The organism is Dyadobacter sp. Leaf189 (assembly GCF_001424405.1).
GTDB lineage: Bacteria > Bacteroidota > Bacteroidia > Cytophagales > Spirosomataceae > Dyadobacter.
Map to the genome: position 1 here is coordinate 445089 of NZ_LMPS01000004.1, position 14801 is coordinate 459889.

At 47.8% G+C, this 14801-nt stretch carries 14 protein-coding genes; 11 read left to right on the plus strand and 3 right to left on the minus strand.

Features of this window, described 5'->3' with window-relative positions; genetic code table 11:
* Positions 1-400 precede the first annotated feature (400 nt).
* Positions 401-3577 carry a SusC/RagA family TonB-linked outer membrane protein gene (locus ASG33_RS11125; protein WP_056284494.1) on the plus strand — a complete coding sequence of 1059 codons (3177 nt, stop codon included), beginning with the start codon at positions 401-403 and terminating at the stop codon, positions 3575-3577.
* Positions 3578-3609: 32 nt separating this feature from the next.
* Positions 3610-5160, plus strand: coding sequence for a SusD/RagB family nutrient-binding outer membrane lipoprotein (locus tag ASG33_RS11130; protein WP_056284497.1), 1551 nt, complete (start codon positions 3610-3612; stop codon positions 5158-5160).
* A 75-nt stretch (positions 5161-5235) separates the two neighbouring features.
* On the opposite strand, the gene ASG33_RS11135 is transcribed toward ASG33_RS11130, so the two are convergent.
* Complete coding sequence (locus tag ASG33_RS11135) at positions 5236-5637, minus strand: response regulator (protein ID WP_056284500.1); 402 nt, start codon at positions 5635-5637, stop codon at positions 5236-5238.
* Between the two features lie 192 nt (positions 5638-5829).
* On the opposite strand from ASG33_RS11135, the gene ASG33_RS11140 reads away from it, so the two are divergent.
* From ASG33_RS11140 to ASG33_RS11150, 3 genes are all read left to right on the plus strand, one after another.
* Positions 5830-6135: a type II toxin-antitoxin system HigB family toxin gene (locus tag ASG33_RS11140; RefSeq protein WP_056284503.1), complete on the plus strand. Its 306-nt coding sequence runs from the start codon at positions 5830-5832 to the stop codon at positions 6133-6135.
* Positions 6136-6138: 3 nt separating this feature from the next.
* Positions 6139-6516, plus strand: a complete 378-nt coding sequence (locus tag ASG33_RS11145) for a type II toxin-antitoxin system HigA family antitoxin (RefSeq protein WP_200942757.1) — start codon at positions 6139-6141, stop codon at positions 6514-6516.
* Positions 6517-6581: 65 nt separating this feature from the next.
* A complete protein-coding gene (locus tag ASG33_RS11150) occupies positions 6582-7328 on the plus strand; it encodes a DUF3891 family protein (protein WP_056284506.1) in 747 nt (248 codons plus the stop codon).
* 100 nt (positions 7329-7428) lie between these two features.
* On the opposite strand, the gene ASG33_RS11155 is transcribed toward ASG33_RS11150, so the two are convergent.
* On the minus strand, positions 7429-7962 hold the full coding sequence (locus ASG33_RS11155) for a DUF2911 domain-containing protein (protein WP_056284509.1): 534 nt from the start codon (positions 7960-7962) through the stop codon (positions 7429-7431).
* Positions 7963-8308: 346 nt separating this feature from the next.
* Between ASG33_RS11155 and ASG33_RS11160 the strand changes: the two genes are divergently transcribed.
* Positions 8309-9829: a GH3 auxin-responsive promoter family protein gene (locus ASG33_RS11160; protein ID WP_056284512.1), complete on the plus strand. Its 1521-nt coding sequence runs from the start codon at positions 8309-8311 to the stop codon at positions 9827-9829.
* Here ASG33_RS11160 and ASG33_RS11165 read toward each other — a convergent pair.
* On the minus strand, positions 9824-10432 hold the full coding sequence (locus ASG33_RS11165) for a hypothetical protein (protein WP_056284515.1): 609 nt from the start codon (positions 10430-10432) through the stop codon (positions 9824-9826). The two genes, ASG33_RS11160 and ASG33_RS11165, sit on opposite strands and share 6 nt — an antisense overlap.
* A gap of 95 nt (positions 10433-10527) precedes the next feature.
* Here ASG33_RS11165 and ASG33_RS11170 point away from each other — a divergent pair, with 95 nt between their 5' ends.
* The 5 genes from ASG33_RS11170 to ASG33_RS11190 are packed head-to-tail and all read left to right on the plus strand — an operon-like array spanning position 10528 to position 14792.
* A complete protein-coding gene (locus ASG33_RS11170; protein WP_056284518.1) occupies positions 10528-11523 on the plus strand; it encodes a glycoside hydrolase family 43 protein in 996 nt (331 codons plus the stop codon).
* Between the two features lie 59 nt (positions 11524-11582).
* Positions 11583-11945 (plus strand): glyoxalase, encoded by a 363-nt coding sequence (locus ASG33_RS11175; protein ID WP_056284521.1) that lies wholly within the window; start codon positions 11583-11585, stop codon positions 11943-11945.
* A 34-nt stretch (positions 11946-11979) separates the two neighbouring features.
* Entirely contained in the window at positions 11980-12657 is a 678-nt protein-coding gene (locus ASG33_RS11180) for a DUF3575 domain-containing protein (RefSeq protein WP_157474714.1), read from the plus strand.
* A 31-nt stretch (positions 12658-12688) separates the two neighbouring features.
* The gene (locus ASG33_RS11185) at positions 12689-14431 is read left to right on the plus strand and encodes an ABC transporter ATP-binding protein (protein ID WP_056284527.1); all 1743 of its coding nucleotides are present in this window, start codon (positions 12689-12691) and stop codon (positions 14429-14431) included.
* A gap of 4 nt (positions 14432-14435) precedes the next feature.
* Complete coding sequence (locus ASG33_RS11190) at positions 14436-14792, plus strand: hypothetical protein (RefSeq protein WP_157474716.1); 357 nt, start codon at positions 14436-14438, stop codon at positions 14790-14792.
* Positions 14793-14801: the final 9 nt, after the last annotated feature.

The following is a 14801-nucleotide window of genomic DNA, read 5'->3' on the forward strand; positions in this document are numbered from 1 at the left end:
GCCGGCCCAATATGAGCCGGCATTTTCTTTGCCATAAACTTACAAATACCTGGTCATTTTCGTCAATGCATCCAGCAGGTAAGTCACCACGCGAAAACCTGGCAAAGATTTGCGCTTCTCAGGCACCAGAAGATGCGGTTTCTTGTTAGGCTACAATCAGGGAATAACACAATTAAAGTATTTACTCTATTACTTCGATAGATAATAAAGTTTTAACCAGTTTTTAATACCTTTACAGAAGATTAACTTTTCAGATAGTTTAAATAATTACTATTTGACAATCAAACAGAATAATATTTTTAAAAATACTTTAATTTCAGTATAAAATTTAAATAAGATTACAAACAACACAAACAAACATGCCGCAGTACTCACCAATTACTCTCTTTAAAATACAATTATGAAAAACAGAATTCTCTACCTGATTTTGCTGACAATCTTCTCGGTCGGGCTTGTTCAGGCACAGCGGACCGTCACCGGAATTATCACTGATGCGAATGACAATAGTCCGCTACCCGGCGCATCGGTTGCGGTAAAAGGTACTTCTACCGGTACACTCTCCGATTCCGACGGATCTTTCAGTCTCAATGTAGCCGACGATGCTTCGGTACTCGTGGTTTCCTTTATTGGTTACCTGGCGCAGGATGTGACAATCGGAAATACCAACCGCATTACCATCGCCCTAAAACCGGATACCAAGATCCTGAATGAGGTAGTTGTAACCGCCCTCGGCATTTCGCGTGAAAAACGTGCGCTGGGTTATGCAGTTCAGGAGATCAAAGGCGAAGCTTTGCAAACCAGGCCGACCAATGCGCTAAGTGCATTGTCGGGACGCGTCGCAGGTTTGCAGGTAACTTCTTCCGGTGGTAACATGGGCGGCTCGTCGCGGGTATTGCTGCGCGGAATCAACTCCATATCAGGTAATAACCAGCCACTTTACGTAATTGACGGTACGCCGATAGATAATGCGGACCTGAACAGCGCAGCCACAAGCTCCGGAAGCGGCGGTAAGGATGTGGGTAACATGATCCAGGACTTAAATCCTGACGATATCGAAAATGTATCCGTATTGAAAGGACCCTCGGCGGCGGCACTTTACGGTACGCGCGCGGCGAATGGTGTTATCTTGATCACCACCAAAAAAGGCAAGGAAAACAGCAAGGTGAATATTATGCTGAATACAGGCGTAGAGTTTGAGAATATTGTACGTCTGCCTAAACGCCAAAAGTTGTACGGCGGCGGTTTTAACCCGTCCTTCCAGAAAGCGACCATCAACGGAACCGAGTATAACATTGCGGAATATGCAGTAGATGAAAGCTGGGGACCGAAACTGGACGGTACGCCCGTTTTACATTGGTATAACCTCGATCCTGAAAACACAGCGGAATACCTGAAACCCGAACCCTGGGCATATCCTAAAAACGATGTGCATTCATTTTTCGAAACCGGGGTATCGAATACCAACAGCTTATCTGTGAGCGGCGGCAATGCCAATTCTACGTACCGCCTTTCTTACACCAATAAAAATGTAAAAGGTACCGTACCGAATTCTTCCCTGAAACGGAATTCTATCAACTTTTCAGGTTCGTCACAGCTGGGTAAGTTGAAAGTTTATAACAATTTCAACTACATCAAAAACCAGTCGACTGGTCGGCCGTGGACAGGTGCTACCAACCGGAATATTATCCTGGAAGCTTTCCAATGGGGACAGGTGCAGGTGGATTACGACAAGCTGAAAAACTACAAACGTGCAGACGGTACCCAGATCCTGTGGAACAGAAGCGGCTACCAAAATACACCTGCTGGCGAGGCAGCGAAGTTTATTGATAACCCTTACTGGTCGGCTTACGAAAGTTACCTGGAAGAGAACCGCGACCGTTTTTACGGAAATGTCGGGATGGTTTACGATGTAAATGACTGGCTGAAAGTAAGCGGAAAAGTAAATGCGGATGTTTATCAATATCAGTACCAGGACCGCATTGCTGTATATTCCAGAACACAATCGCAATACCAGGAGTACAATAACAATTTCAGCGAATTCAACTACGAGTTGCTGGCTTCGGCTAACAAGAGCTGGGGAGATTTCTCATTGAATGTAAATGCGGGTGGTAATATCATGAGCCAGCGCCGCCGCATCAGCGACGCAGTTACGCAGGGCGGACTGATCATTCCTGAATATTACAATTTGAAAAATGCGAGCTCTGTGCTGGTTAATTCCAATGCATACCGCAAGCAGATCAACTCCGTATTTGCGAGCTTCTCAGCGGGCTGGAAAAGTTTGCTGTTCCTCGACGGAACATTGCGTAACGACTGGTCTTCCACTTTGCCGGTCGGCCGGAATTCATTTGCATATCCGTCTCTTACAACCAGCCTGATCCTTACGGAACTGAATGGAATTAAAGATGTGAACTGGCTGGATTTTGCCAAAGTACGCCTCGGCTGGGCGCAGGTAGGTAATGATACTGATCCTTACCAGCTGCAGCGCGCTTACGAAGCCACGCAATCTTTCGACGGGCTGGCTTCTTATCGTTTGCCTAACCAGCTCAACAACCAGAACCTGAAACCGGAGATCACGAGCTCCTGGGAAGCAGGTATCAATTTGCAGGCATTTAAAAACAGGGTTGGTCTGGATGTAACTTACTACGACAATGTAAGCCGCAACCAGATCATCAATATTCCGGTATCTTCTGCATTCGGTTATGATTCGAAGGTGATCAATGCGGGTAAGATCAATAATAAAGGGATCGAGGTAACGCTGACAGGCACGCCGATCCGGGCGAGTGGATTTGAATGGAATTCGAGCCTCAACTGGTCGCGCAACCGCAATAAGGTGATCCAGCTGGCACCGGGTGTGAATACTTTCCAGCTTGCGAATAGCCTCGTTACACTGGTGGCCCGGGAAGGTCAGCCTTACGGACAGATCCTGGGCAACGATTTCATCTACGCTGCTGACGGACAAAAGGTGATCAAAGCCGATGGTACCTACGACCGCGGGCAGCAACTGACGCCGCTGGGTAGTGTTTTACCTAAATACCTGTTTGGTTTCCAAAACAATTTTACTTACAAAAACTTCAATCTGGGCTTCCTGATCGATGGTCGCGTGGGCGGGAAATTCTTCTCGCAAACCTATAAAGTGGGTATGTACTCAGGTGTGCTCGACAAAACGGCTGCCAACAATGTACGCGAAACCGGCGTGGTGCTCGAAGGTGTAAAAGGTACCGTGACTTACAATGCAGATGGAAGCTACGCTGTGAGCAATACTTCATCCAACGATACCCGCATTACGGCACAAGCCTGGGCGCGCGGCGAGTACAGCGGACCTACCCCGCAAACGATCTTCGACGCGACATTTGTGAAGCTGCGCGAGATTACTTTCGGGTATAGCTTGCCACTGGCAAACAAAACGGTGAAGCAGATCTATTTCGGATTATACGGCCGCAACCTGGCGAACATTTATACTGCCAGCAAGTACATTGACCCTGAATTCACCAGCAGCGGCGGGAACATCCAGGGTTTGGAAGGCGGAAATATTCCGGTACCGGCAACTTATGGTTTGAATGTCAATGTGAAGTTTTAACCCGCCAATTAACAAGTTAATATTTGAAGATCATGCAAAAGCTCATATATAGTAAAAGCATCCTTTTCCTCGCACTAGGCGCCGGCCTGCTCGCTTCATGCAGCGACAGCCATTTTGAGGAAATCAATCAGGACCCTAACCGGCCAACGAATGCGACCACCACGACCATTTTGCTCAATGCAGAAAAACAGGTGATCGATAACATACGCAACGAAAACAGTTCACTGCGTGGCTCGCAGCTCTTTGCGCAATATTACAGCCAGAATATTTACAGCGATCAGTCCCGCTACGATATTCCCCGCTCCTATTCGGACACTTACTGGAGCAATGCTTACAAAGCGCTGAACAACCTGAACGAGATCATTATTCTCAATTCAAATCCGGCGACGAAAGATGTGGCGGCGGCTGGAACAGCCGGCACCAATGCGAATCAAATCGCCATTGCGCGTATTCTGAAAGCTTACACTTTCCAGAACCTGACAGATGTTTTTGGCAATATTCCGTATCAGTCTTACGGAAACAATGATCCTGAGTTCCAGGCTTTACAGCAAACTCCCGAGAACCTGAGCCCGGCTTACGCAAGTCAGCAGAAGATTTATCTCGACATTCTGAATGAGCTGAAAGCAGCCGGCGATACGCTGAACAAGTACAAGACTGCCACTACTTTCGGCAACTACGATGTGATTTACAAAGGCAAAAACGAATTATGGGCCAAATTTGCGAACTCGCTTCGTCTTCGCATTGCTACCCGCATCCGCAAAGCTGCACCAGCTGAGTCGAACACGCATTTTGAAGATGCACTGGCAAAAGGTGTTTTCACTTCCAATGCAGACAATGCCGTTTTCAGATACCAGGCACTCGCACCAAATGAAGCGCCATTGTACCGGGCAACAGTGACTGCCAACCGGAAAGATTTCGCAGTTTCCCACGTGCTGATCGATGTTTTGAAAGGACAAAGAGGCGCAGTGAAAGTCCAGGACCCGCGTTTGCCCATTTATGCTACTAAAAATGCAGCTGGCGAATTTGTTGGTCAGCCTTACGGATTACCCGTGGCCGCAGCCGGCCTGCTGACTGCCACTGACGTAAGCTTGCCTGGTACTGTTGTGAATGCAGCCAACTACGGGGAGGTTTTGCAGGAGTATGCTGAGGTTGCCTTTTTGATCTCTGAATACAAAAACTGGGACCAGGAGGAATATGTAAAAGGCGTAACTGCTTCCTTACAGAAATGGGGCGTGTCCGCTGCTGATATCACTACTTACGTGGCTGCATTGCCAAAAGCTGACAAAGCGAATGTACTCAACCAGAAATGGCTTGCATTGTACACCCAGGGCGACGAAGCCTGGGCCGAGGTGCGCCGTACAGGTTACCCGACCTTCCTGGTGAAACCCGGAGAAGTGGTTTGGAGCAGAACTGTCGGCGGACAAACGACCAATTACAAATTTGAGCCGCTATTCGGGACCGGCGTTCCCCAGCGCCTGTACTACCCGCCAAAAGAGCAGAGTGTAAACCTGGCCAATTACCAGAATGCGGTAAAAGCGCAAGGCAACGATGATATCACTACGCCACTTTGGTGGAATAAATAATCTTGAAGGAATGAAACAGAAAAAGGATGTCTCGAAAGTGACATCCTTTTTCTGTTTATAGTTGCCTGACCAATCCTATGCCCTGCTGAAATAACCTTCCAGAGATTTGGCAGTTTGAAGCAGGCCGGTGGTACTATCCGGTTTCACGAGGTAAGCGGAAGCGCCGACTGAATGGGATTCCCTGATCAGCTCTTCGCTGGAAGATGTGGAGATAACCACCACGGGTACTTCGGAAAAAAGCTGTCCGGAACGCAGCTCTTTGATCGTCTCGATTCCGCTCATCAGCGGCATGTTCATATCCATCAGCACAAGGCATTGCTGCTCCTCCAATCCGTGCGTGGAGACGTGCGTGAGGAATTCCAGACCATTCTTAAATTCCCGGAAAGATACATTTTCAAAAACAGCCTGAATGGCGTCCGTCAAAAAGAAACGGTCATCTTCGTCATCATCGACCAGGTAAATGATTTTCTGCTGCATAGTTAGAGAGGGTGGATAATACCAAATTGCCAGAGTTGCTAAGTTACAAATTCAAATGAATGCAGCTAGCTGTTTTGTTAACATTAAGGTAACACGATATTATACTGCAGCAACCTGGTGTTTCAAATAATGAAATGTTGTTTCAAGATTTGAAAAAATATTTCATCTTTGTATTAACACAAACCACACTATATGGTAATTCTTTCCAAGAGGATTATAAATGCTTTTTCAGAGAAAGAACCTCGGGCGACAGACGCATTGCTGAGTTGGTACAAGCGCTGCAAAGCCGCGGACTGGTCAAAATTTTCTGAGATGAAGCAGAGCTTCAACACGGTTGACTTTGTAGGAAATGACAGATATGTTTTCAACATCAAAGGCAACGATTACAGGTTAATCGCCAAGATTCATTTTGATGTTCGTACCGTGTACATACTTTTTATCGGCACACACGCAGAATACGACAGGGTTGATGCTTCAAAAGTTATTTACAAAAGTTAGGTTATGGAAAACGAGGAAATTTTTTATAGAAACACCAAAGAATACGAGTCTGCAATGGCGGAGATCCTGAGCCTCATGAATAAAGGCGAAGGCAATCTTACAAAAAATGAACAGACAAAACTCCGCAAAATGGCTGTCGCCGCGGAAGCATTTGAGGACACGCATTATCCACTTCCCAAACCCAAAACCATCCCCGAAATGGTCGAATTGAAGCGGTTTCAGCTGAAACTTACGCAGGCTGCGCTGGCTGATATGCTGGGACTTGGGAAACCAAAATTGTCTCAGATCCTGAATGGAAAACGCGAACCCGACGTACCTTTTCTCAAAGCGGTGTACCAGAAACTGGGCATTGATCCCGGATTTTTGCTTGACAATGCGTAACAGCTGACTGGTCAGGTTGGGATAAGGCATAATATTTGAGCTTGCCCCCGCAAACTATTACTTACATGATCGTCAATTACACGGAAAAAGGCTGGGAACTGATCTCACAGCGCGCGCATGGACTGCTCGCCGGAAAGTTTTGCTTCCATTTGAAACCCGAATTCAGGACCAAATTCTGGATGGAAACAATTGCCGCTACCCTCGGGCACGACGATGCATTCAACGAACTGGAAGAAGACGATATACTTCTTAACGAACATGGTGGGCCGGTCAACTACAAAATGCGTGACTTTGAAAGGCCGAAGCTCGACAAGCTCCTGAATATGGCGCTTACTAAAAGTCGCTATATCGCCCTGCTGACTTCAAGGCACATTCAATTTTTATACGACAAATCCGAAGATCCCGCTGTGAAGAAATACTGCGAAGGATTGAAGAAGCAGGATCAGAACTGGCTCAAACAGCTGGAACTTACACAAGCTGACATTGAACAAGCTTATATGCTGCTGCAATGGTGCGATGCCTTGTCGCTCCTTATCTGCCAGAAATGGGTCCAGCCCGAAAACCGGAAAGTTGAGATCGGGATCGGCCCGGGCGGGATCAGCTACGACCTGCTTTCTCCGGCTGAAAATGTACTTACTGTCACGCCCTGGCCATTTGATTCACCACAGTTTGAAGTCTGCTTTGACAGGAGAATTCTGACAGATATGTCGTTCAGGAGCGAGGCGATTTTTCGCAAGAAAATATTGGAACAGCAGCCGGAGCTAGTGGTTTACCAATTCATTGAACCTGGCAGCGCTGAAACGCAGGAGTAACATTTGCGAACTTGTAAATAAACCTCTCAGGAAAATTCTAAATCAAAAATGGCGGCGGTAAGAGTACCGTCGCCATTTTTGATTTCCAGATTCTGCAACATTATTTAATTGAAACCGGGACTTCGGTATTATCCCATCGCAAAACAAACCCGCTTCCGGTTACCTCGTAAGCCAGCTGCTCCGCCATGGAAGCGCTTTTCTTTGGCTTGGCTTTCACGGTCAGCACATCCTTGCTTGCATCTTTCGAAGTCTCTCCACCCCTTTTGATACCCCATTGTCCGGTTTGAGAATTAAAGATAAAAGACCATTCAGACTCTCCCGGAATCGCATAAAGACTGTACTTTCCTGCCGGCAGCTTTTGTCCTTCCACAGTAATATCTTTATCCGTTTCAAAAATCGTAGCCTCGTTCGCACCGGCACGCCAAACCTTATCGTAAGGTACAAGCTCTCCAAAAATCTTCCTGCCTTTTACCGACGGCGCAGAATAGTTGATCGTGATAGTAGCAGCACCCGCTTTGCCGGTAGCAGTTTGAGCAGGACTTGGTTTGGGTTTGTCTCCCTGGGCCCAGCTAACCGTTGTTGCCAGCGCAAACGCCAGCATTAAAAACCCTTTTGTAATCACCATTTTTTCCATGTCGGTCTGTGTTGTTAAACAATAGGTTAAAACTCCCCTAATATCGTCATTTCGGTTGATAATGAAAGAGATATTCGCCGGCAAAACAGCTATAAACAGGAGACCGCTCTGCGGTCCTTTTGAGAGAAAGCGCAGCCAAGGAAAAAGTGGCTCCTGAGGAGCCCCCTGTTTATAGAAAAAAGTCGGCAGAGCATATAAATGGGCTCCTGTGGAGCCTCCTTTAGTTACCGGTAGTGATAAAGATCGTAGATCACTCCTGATACCAAGCTGCATTTCTACATTCTTCCACTTCCATGGCACAAATTTTGTCCTCCCCTCTTAGAAACCAACGATATGTATTCAAAATATGGCTGTAATTGGCGAGCTGATCAAGAAGGCAATTGATTTCACAGGCAAGATCCTCAGTGATCCCGAGCCTGTCCAGGCCCAGAAAGAAGCACTGGGAAAGCTGCTCGAAACAGCAAAACTCACTGCTTTTGGCAAAAAATACCAGTTCGCCGAAATCCTGGCAGCAGACGATATAGTCAGGGCATTTCAGGAGAAAGTTCCCGTACATGATTACGACAAAATGTTCGCCGAATGGTGGCATTTTCTGCTGGAAGGACATCAGAACGTGACCTGGCCGGGCGGACAAAATTATTTTGCACTCAGCAGCGGTACTACCAGCAACAGCAAATACATCCCGGTAACAGACGATATGCTCGCCTGCATCCGCAAAGCCGGCGTTTCGGAAATCACCAACCTGGGTGTATTCGACCTTCCGGCTGATTTCTTCACCAAGCAGATTCTCATGCTGGGCAGCAGTACCAACCTGATCCAGAAAGACGATCACCAGGAAGGTGAAATCAGCGGGATCAGCGCGAGTAACCTGCCTGCGTGGTTTGGCGGATTCTACAAGCCCGGGCAGGAAATTGCCTCCATTGCCGACTTCGATGAACGCGTGAAAAGGATCGCCGAAGAAGCGCCGAAGTGGGATATTGGTTGCATTTCAGGCATTCCGTCGTGGGTTGAACTGATGCTCAAAGAGATTATTAGACATAACAAACTCGAAACCATTCACGATATCTGGCCAAACCTGATGGTGTATACCACCGGCGGCGTTGCATTTGAACCTTATCGTAAAAGTCTGGAACGACTGCTTGCGCGGCCGCTTGTTTACATTGACACTTACCTTGCTTCGGAAGGTTTCATCGCAATCCAGAAACGGCCTGATACAACTTCAATGGCGTTATTTCCGGACAACGGGATCTTCTATGAATTTGTACCGTTCAATGCGGACAATGTGGATGAAGACGGTATGGTAAAGCCCGGCGGCACAGTACTCTCCCTGGCGGATACAGAAGAGAATGTCGAATACGTACTGCTGATCTCGACTGTTTCGGGAGCCTGGCGCTATATGATCGGCGATACCGTGATGATCACGGACAAAGCCCGCGCGGAGATCAGGATCACGGGCCGCACCAAGCATTACCTCAATGTAGTGGGCGAGCAGCTTTCCGTGAATCAGATGAACGACGGGCTGCGCGTGATAGAAAACGAATATGATGTGGTGATCAAGGAATTTATCATTTCAGCTATCCGCCGTGGCGACGAGTACATTAACAAATGGTACCTGAGCTGCGACAAATCCATTGACAAAAGCAAAGTTGCCGAGTCACTGGACGCAACTTTACGCGAGAATAATAAAAACTACAATGTAGCCCGCACGCGCGCATTGAAGGGAGTTGAAGTGGAGCTTATCCCCGAAGAGGTATTTTATAAATGGAGTGAAGAAACTAAAAAGAAGGGCGGCCAGGTTAAAATACCACGCGTTATGAAAGAAGAAGACTTCCTCGAATTTGCCGCTTTTGCACAGGCACATTCATGAGGGTAGCGTCCTTTTTGCTTCCAGCTTTTTGACTTGTTCCACAATATCATCCGGCGAAAGGTACAGGCGGGCAATCTTCCGCTTGTACTTTTCCGACAAGGATGCATGGTCTAATATGAAGTGCTTGGTTTTGAGAATGTAATTTCCCAAACCGTGATTAACGGCATAAGTATCCGCCACCCGCTCCGCTTCCTTCACATATTTTGACGAAAGCAAGTATCCCAGCCCAAAATGCATCATCCCCGTCAGGCTGCGGTTTTCATAATCCATGACATGCCCCAGCTCGTGCCCGATCCACCCAACGATAATATCCGAGGGGATCTGGTGAATAGGTATAGCCGAATGCGTCAGCCTGAACATCGCGCTGATGTTGATGTTATAGGCGCGTTTTGTACTGAACATCGTACTGATTTTAGGCTGTGCCTGCATAACGGAACCTCTGATCCGCCGCTTGAAAACGAAGTTGATGTGCGTCTCTTTCAGTTCAGGGTAATGCGACAATGCGCGCAGTACTTCCGTTTCTATCACCTTCGGGATGCACTTATTGGTACCGAACTGCGCCGGTCCGGCCGGTGCGGGTGTGTGATTGTCTGGATTAAGCATAAAATCAAAAATTCATTTCTCCTCTCGATCTCCAATAATTGTTCCAATCTAAACCTTAGTTTAGGGATTTCATTTACAAACTGTATCCTTGCCCGATGATCAGAAAAGCGTTGTTCCTGTATATATTCCTCGCCGCCGGCATTGCCTCAGCCTTTGCCCAAAACCGCGAGCCAGTCGTAAAACACAACATTCCGCTCGATTCGATCCGCCTGAGCGATCCGTGTATCCTTGCCGATCAGAAAACAAAAACTTACTACATGACAGGCACCGGCGGGATGCTGTGGAAGAGCCCGGATTTAAAAAGCTGGTCAGGCCCGTACAAAGTGGCTAACACTGATCCTGCATCCTGGATGGGCAAAAACCCGATGATCTGGGCGGCGGAACTGCATTACTATCAGAACAAATACTACTACTTCGCCACCTTCACAAACCGGGATGTAAAAATCGATACGGTAGGTGAAAACGTAATCGAGCGCCGCGCCTGCCACGTGCTCGTGAGCGACAAAGCGGAGGGACCGTATGTTCCGATGAAAGACCCCACTTACCTTCCTGCCAACATGCCCACCCTCGATGGTACGCTCTGGGTTGAAAATGGAAAACCATACCTCGTTTATTGCTACGAATGGCTGCAAAATCTCGATGGTACCATCGAAAAAATTGAACTGAAACCTGACCTGAGCGGCACTACCGGCAACAGCAAGCTGCTATTCAAAGCAAGTGAAAGCCCGTGGAGCCGTGAAAATGTAAAGGATAAAGTGCTGCCCAACAAAGTAACCGACGGCCCCTGGCTATTCCGCACAGGTACAGGCAAGCTGGGTATGATCTGGACAAGCTGGATTTACGACGTGTATACCCAGGGTGTGGCCTATTCTCATTCCGGCAAGCTGGACGGGCCCTGGGTACAGGAGAAAGATCCCATTACCCCGCCGAACTTCGGCCACGGAATGCTTTTCAAAACTTTCGGCGGCAAATGGCTGATGTCCATACATAGCCACAAGAGCGTCAACGGACGCACGATCCGGTACCCGCATTTGTTTGAAGTAGATTTTTCAGGTGAAAAACTTATAGTGGGCGAAACCTTTGTGCCTTGAAGTAACTTGTTGTGAGTTAATAAAAAGGCACCCTATCTTTACAAGCCAAAACTGCACGTATGGAACATAAAGCCAAATCTTTAAGACCCTTTATAGGCGCAAAGGATTTTGAAATTTCAAGAAGCTTTTACCGGGATCTTGGTTTCGAAGAACACGTGATCAGTCACAATATGTCCGTCTTTAAGCTCAATGAACTCGCCTTTTACCTGCAGGATTACTACGCCAAAGAGTGGATTGAGAATACCATGCTTTTCCTGGAAGTGGATGATGCCGACCGCTACCGGAAAGAACTTTTTGCGCTGGATCTGCCAGGCCGATATGAAGGAGTAAAACTAACGCCAGTACGAACCGAAACCTGGGGAAAAGAATGCTTTTTACACGACCCGTCGGGTATTCTCTGGCATTTTGGTGAATTCTTCTGAAAACTCATTGCTAAACACTTCCAACAAACAGCCCATGAAAAATTTTACTTTTTTGTTAGTATCTGCATTGCTTTTGAATGCAGTTGTAAGTTTTGGTCAAAAGCAGCCCGATTTATTCAGGCGGAATGTGGATGTGCATATTATGCCCGTCGCACTGGCTTTCCCCGACCCGTCCATTCGGATTGGAAGTGAGTTTATGACCGGCGGCCGGTGGAGCTACGGTTTAAGTGTAGGCGCCGGGCTGCGGGCACTTGCATTGGGCAGGACACTTTTTAGCTCAGACAAGCCGCGCAGCTACAACATGCTGGAAATTCGTCCCGAGGTGAAATTCTACTGGCTGAAACGGGATTATATGGGCTGGTACCTCGCCGCAGAAGGCGTGATTTCCCGTGTAAAGAAGGAATTGGCGCGGAATTCACATTATATCTCGGACACAACCCAGCTTTCCTTCGAACGCTCCGACTTCAGTAAAACCAAATTTGGCTTAGTAGGAAAAATCGGCGCTAAATTCCTGATCCCGAAAAAGCTGACCATTGATCTGTACACCGGACTCGGCCTGGCCCGCACCACCGTGAAATACTCCGAAATCCAGGACGCCGAAGAAGTATCCTACGATCCTTTCTGGGAAGGAGAAAACTTTTATCCCGGCAAGAAATTCACACCCATTGTTTCAGTTGGCGTAAAATTCGGCATGCTGGTTTGGCAGCAATAGCACTGGCGCAACTTTTTTGCTGTGAGCAGGTATGAGACTTCTGTTGAAATACCTGCGTCCGCACTACCTCCTCATTTCCTTTGCCCTGCTGCTAGCCGGTGTCGCCCAGCTGCTGACTTTGATAGATCCTGTTATTTTCGGAAAAATCATTGATCAGTATGCTACCAATACGTCCGGGCTCAGCGAGCAGGAATTGCTGCACGGCGCGACCCGCTGGCTGTTGCTTGCACTCGGGATAGCTGTGCTGGCGCGCTTATGTAAAGCCGCACAGGATTACACTACCCGCAAGGCAGTCGCCCGTTTTGGAATGTACATTTTCAACGACGGACTTAAACAGACCCTCCGCCTTTCCTTTCAGGAATTTGAAGAAAGCCGGAGCGGCACTACCCTATCGGTACTGCAAAAGGTAAAAACCGACGCCGAGCGGTTTATCAATGCATTCATCAATGTACTCTTTTCGTCTTTTGTAGGGGTCGGTTTTCTGGTCTGGTACAGTATCAACCGCAACTGGCTGCTGGTACCCGTGTTCTTCATCGGCGTCCTGCTGTTAGGCTCATTGACCGGGCTCCTTTCCAAGCGCATCAAAGGCATTCAACGTTCCATTAACAGACAAACAACCAAGCAGGCAGGCGTAATTACCGAAAGTCTGCGGAACATCGAACTCGTAAAAAGCCTGGGTTTGACATTTGCCGAGATAAGGCGGTTGAACGCATTAACACTGGACATTTTCGAGCTGGAAATGCAGAAAGCGCGCAAGGTAAGCTTCCTTTCCTTCCTGCAAGGCAACATGCTGAACCTGCTCAAACAGTCGATCCTCTTCATTCTGCTCTGGCTGATTTTCAGGAAAGTGCTCAGTACCGGCGAGCTGATCGCAATGCAATTTATTTCAACCGCCATTTTCACGCCTTTGCAGGATTTGGGCAATATGATCATCCTCTACCGAGAGGCCGATGCTTCTTTGAAGAGTTTTGATCAGTTAATGCAAAAGCCTATTGAAAAAAGACCCGAGAACTCGGTTGAGCTGGGCAAGCTGCAAAGTCTGCGCTTCAATCATATTGTGTTTCGTCATCAAACGGCAGGTTACAATGCGATCGATGATATCTCATTTGATGTTGCCCTGGGACAAACCATTGCTTTCGTAGGTCCCTCTGGCTCGGGGAAGTCTACGCTGGTCAAGCTGCTGGTGGGTTTGTACACGCCGGTAAGTGGCGACATTTATTTCAACGAAACGCCTGCAACGCAGGTACGGTACAACCCATTGCGAAGACAAATCGGCTTTGTGACGCAGGACACCCAGCTTTATGCAGGCACTATCCGCGACAACCTGCTTCTTGTAAAACCCGCCGCGACGGATGAAGAAGTCCGGGAAGCATTGCGAAAAGCTTCTGCACTAGGGCTTGTTGCAAAAGCTTCCAATGGACTGGATACCATTTTGGGAGAAAACGGGATGAAGCTTTCGGGCGGAGAAAAGCAGCGCCTGTCCATTGCCCGTGCATTGCTGCGTAACCCGCAACTGCTGATTTTTGACGAAGCAACTTCCGCCCTCGATTCACTTACCGAAGAAGAAATCACCGCCACGATCCGCGACATATCCACCAGCCGGCACCAAATGACCATATTGATTGCACACAGGTTGTCGACAGTTATGCATGCTGATGTGATTTATGTTTTGGAAAAAGGCAAAATCTCCGAGTCCGGCTCACACGACGGGCTGCTCGAACACAAGGGGCTTTATTACTCCATGTGGCGGCAGCAGGTAGGCGAACGCCGGTAAATGAATGGACGCAGGTTTTGGCACAATCCTTGCTTACAGTCCGGTCAACATTCTTTTTGAACATATGGAACAAATGAAAATAGACCAGGATGCACTGGTGTCCGTGGATTTTGAAAACGAGGCATTGACCCGCAATCTTAAAATCTTCCGCCCGGCTGTCTTTAAAGATGGGGATACTTACAAATGCCTGCTCGGGCCAGACCTTGATTCCGGCATTCTGGGCGTGGGAGATACTGCCCGGGCTGCTATGCTGGACTGGGATGTAAAATTAAATGAGTTCCTGACCGCCCACGACCCGAACGATCCTTTGGCGCAGTACGTGCTCGATATGCTTGCTACCACGTCAAATATGGTTTGGTAATCAAAGCTT

What these genes read in the sequence shown, in the direction of transcription:
- ASG33_RS11125 (WP_056284494.1), top strand. Translation starts at nt 401, where the DNA reads ATGAAAAACAGAATTCTCTACCTGATTTTGCTGACAATCTTCTCGGTC.
- ASG33_RS11130 (WP_056284497.1), top strand. Translation starts at nt 3,610, where the DNA reads ATGCAAAAGCTCATATATAGTAAAAGCATCCTTTTCCTCGCACTAGGC.
- ASG33_RS11140 (WP_056284503.1), top strand. Translation starts at nt 5,830, where the DNA reads ATGGTAATTCTTTCCAAGAGGATTATAAATGCTTTTTCAGAGAAAGAA.
- ASG33_RS11150 (WP_056284506.1), top strand. Translation starts at nt 6,582, where the DNA reads ATGATCGTCAATTACACGGAAAAAGGCTGGGAACTGATCTCACAGCGC.
- ASG33_RS11190 (WP_157474716.1), top strand. Translation starts at nt 14,436, where the DNA reads ATGGACGCAGGTTTTGGCACAATCCTTGCTTACAGTCCGGTCAACATT.
- ASG33_RS11145 (WP_200942757.1), top strand. Translation starts at nt 6,139, where the DNA reads ATGGAAAACGAGGAAATTTTTTATAGAAACACCAAAGAATACGAGTCT.
- ASG33_RS11135 (WP_056284500.1), bottom strand. Translation starts at nt 5,637, where the DNA reads ATGCAGCAGAAAATCATTTACCTGGTCGATGATGACGAAGATGACCGT.
- ASG33_RS11170 (WP_056284518.1), top strand. Translation starts at nt 10,528, where the DNA reads ATGATCAGAAAAGCGTTGTTCCTGTATATATTCCTCGCCGCCGGCATT.
- ASG33_RS11160 (WP_056284512.1), top strand. Translation starts at nt 8,309, where the DNA reads ATGGCTGTAATTGGCGAGCTGATCAAGAAGGCAATTGATTTCACAGGC.
- ASG33_RS11175 (WP_056284521.1), top strand. Translation starts at nt 11,583, where the DNA reads ATGGAACATAAAGCCAAATCTTTAAGACCCTTTATAGGCGCAAAGGAT.
- ASG33_RS11165 (WP_056284515.1), bottom strand. Translation starts at nt 10,432, where the DNA reads ATGCTTAATCCAGACAATCACACACCCGCACCGGCCGGACCGGCGCAG.
- ASG33_RS11155 (WP_056284509.1), bottom strand. Translation starts at nt 7,962, where the DNA reads ATGGAAAAAATGGTGATTACAAAAGGGTTTTTAATGCTGGCGTTTGCG.
- ASG33_RS11180 (WP_157474714.1), top strand. Translation starts at nt 11,980, where the DNA reads ATGAAAAATTTTACTTTTTTGTTAGTATCTGCATTGCTTTTGAATGCA.
- ASG33_RS11185 (WP_056284527.1), top strand. Translation starts at nt 12,689, where the DNA reads ATGAGACTTCTGTTGAAATACCTGCGTCCGCACTACCTCCTCATTTCC.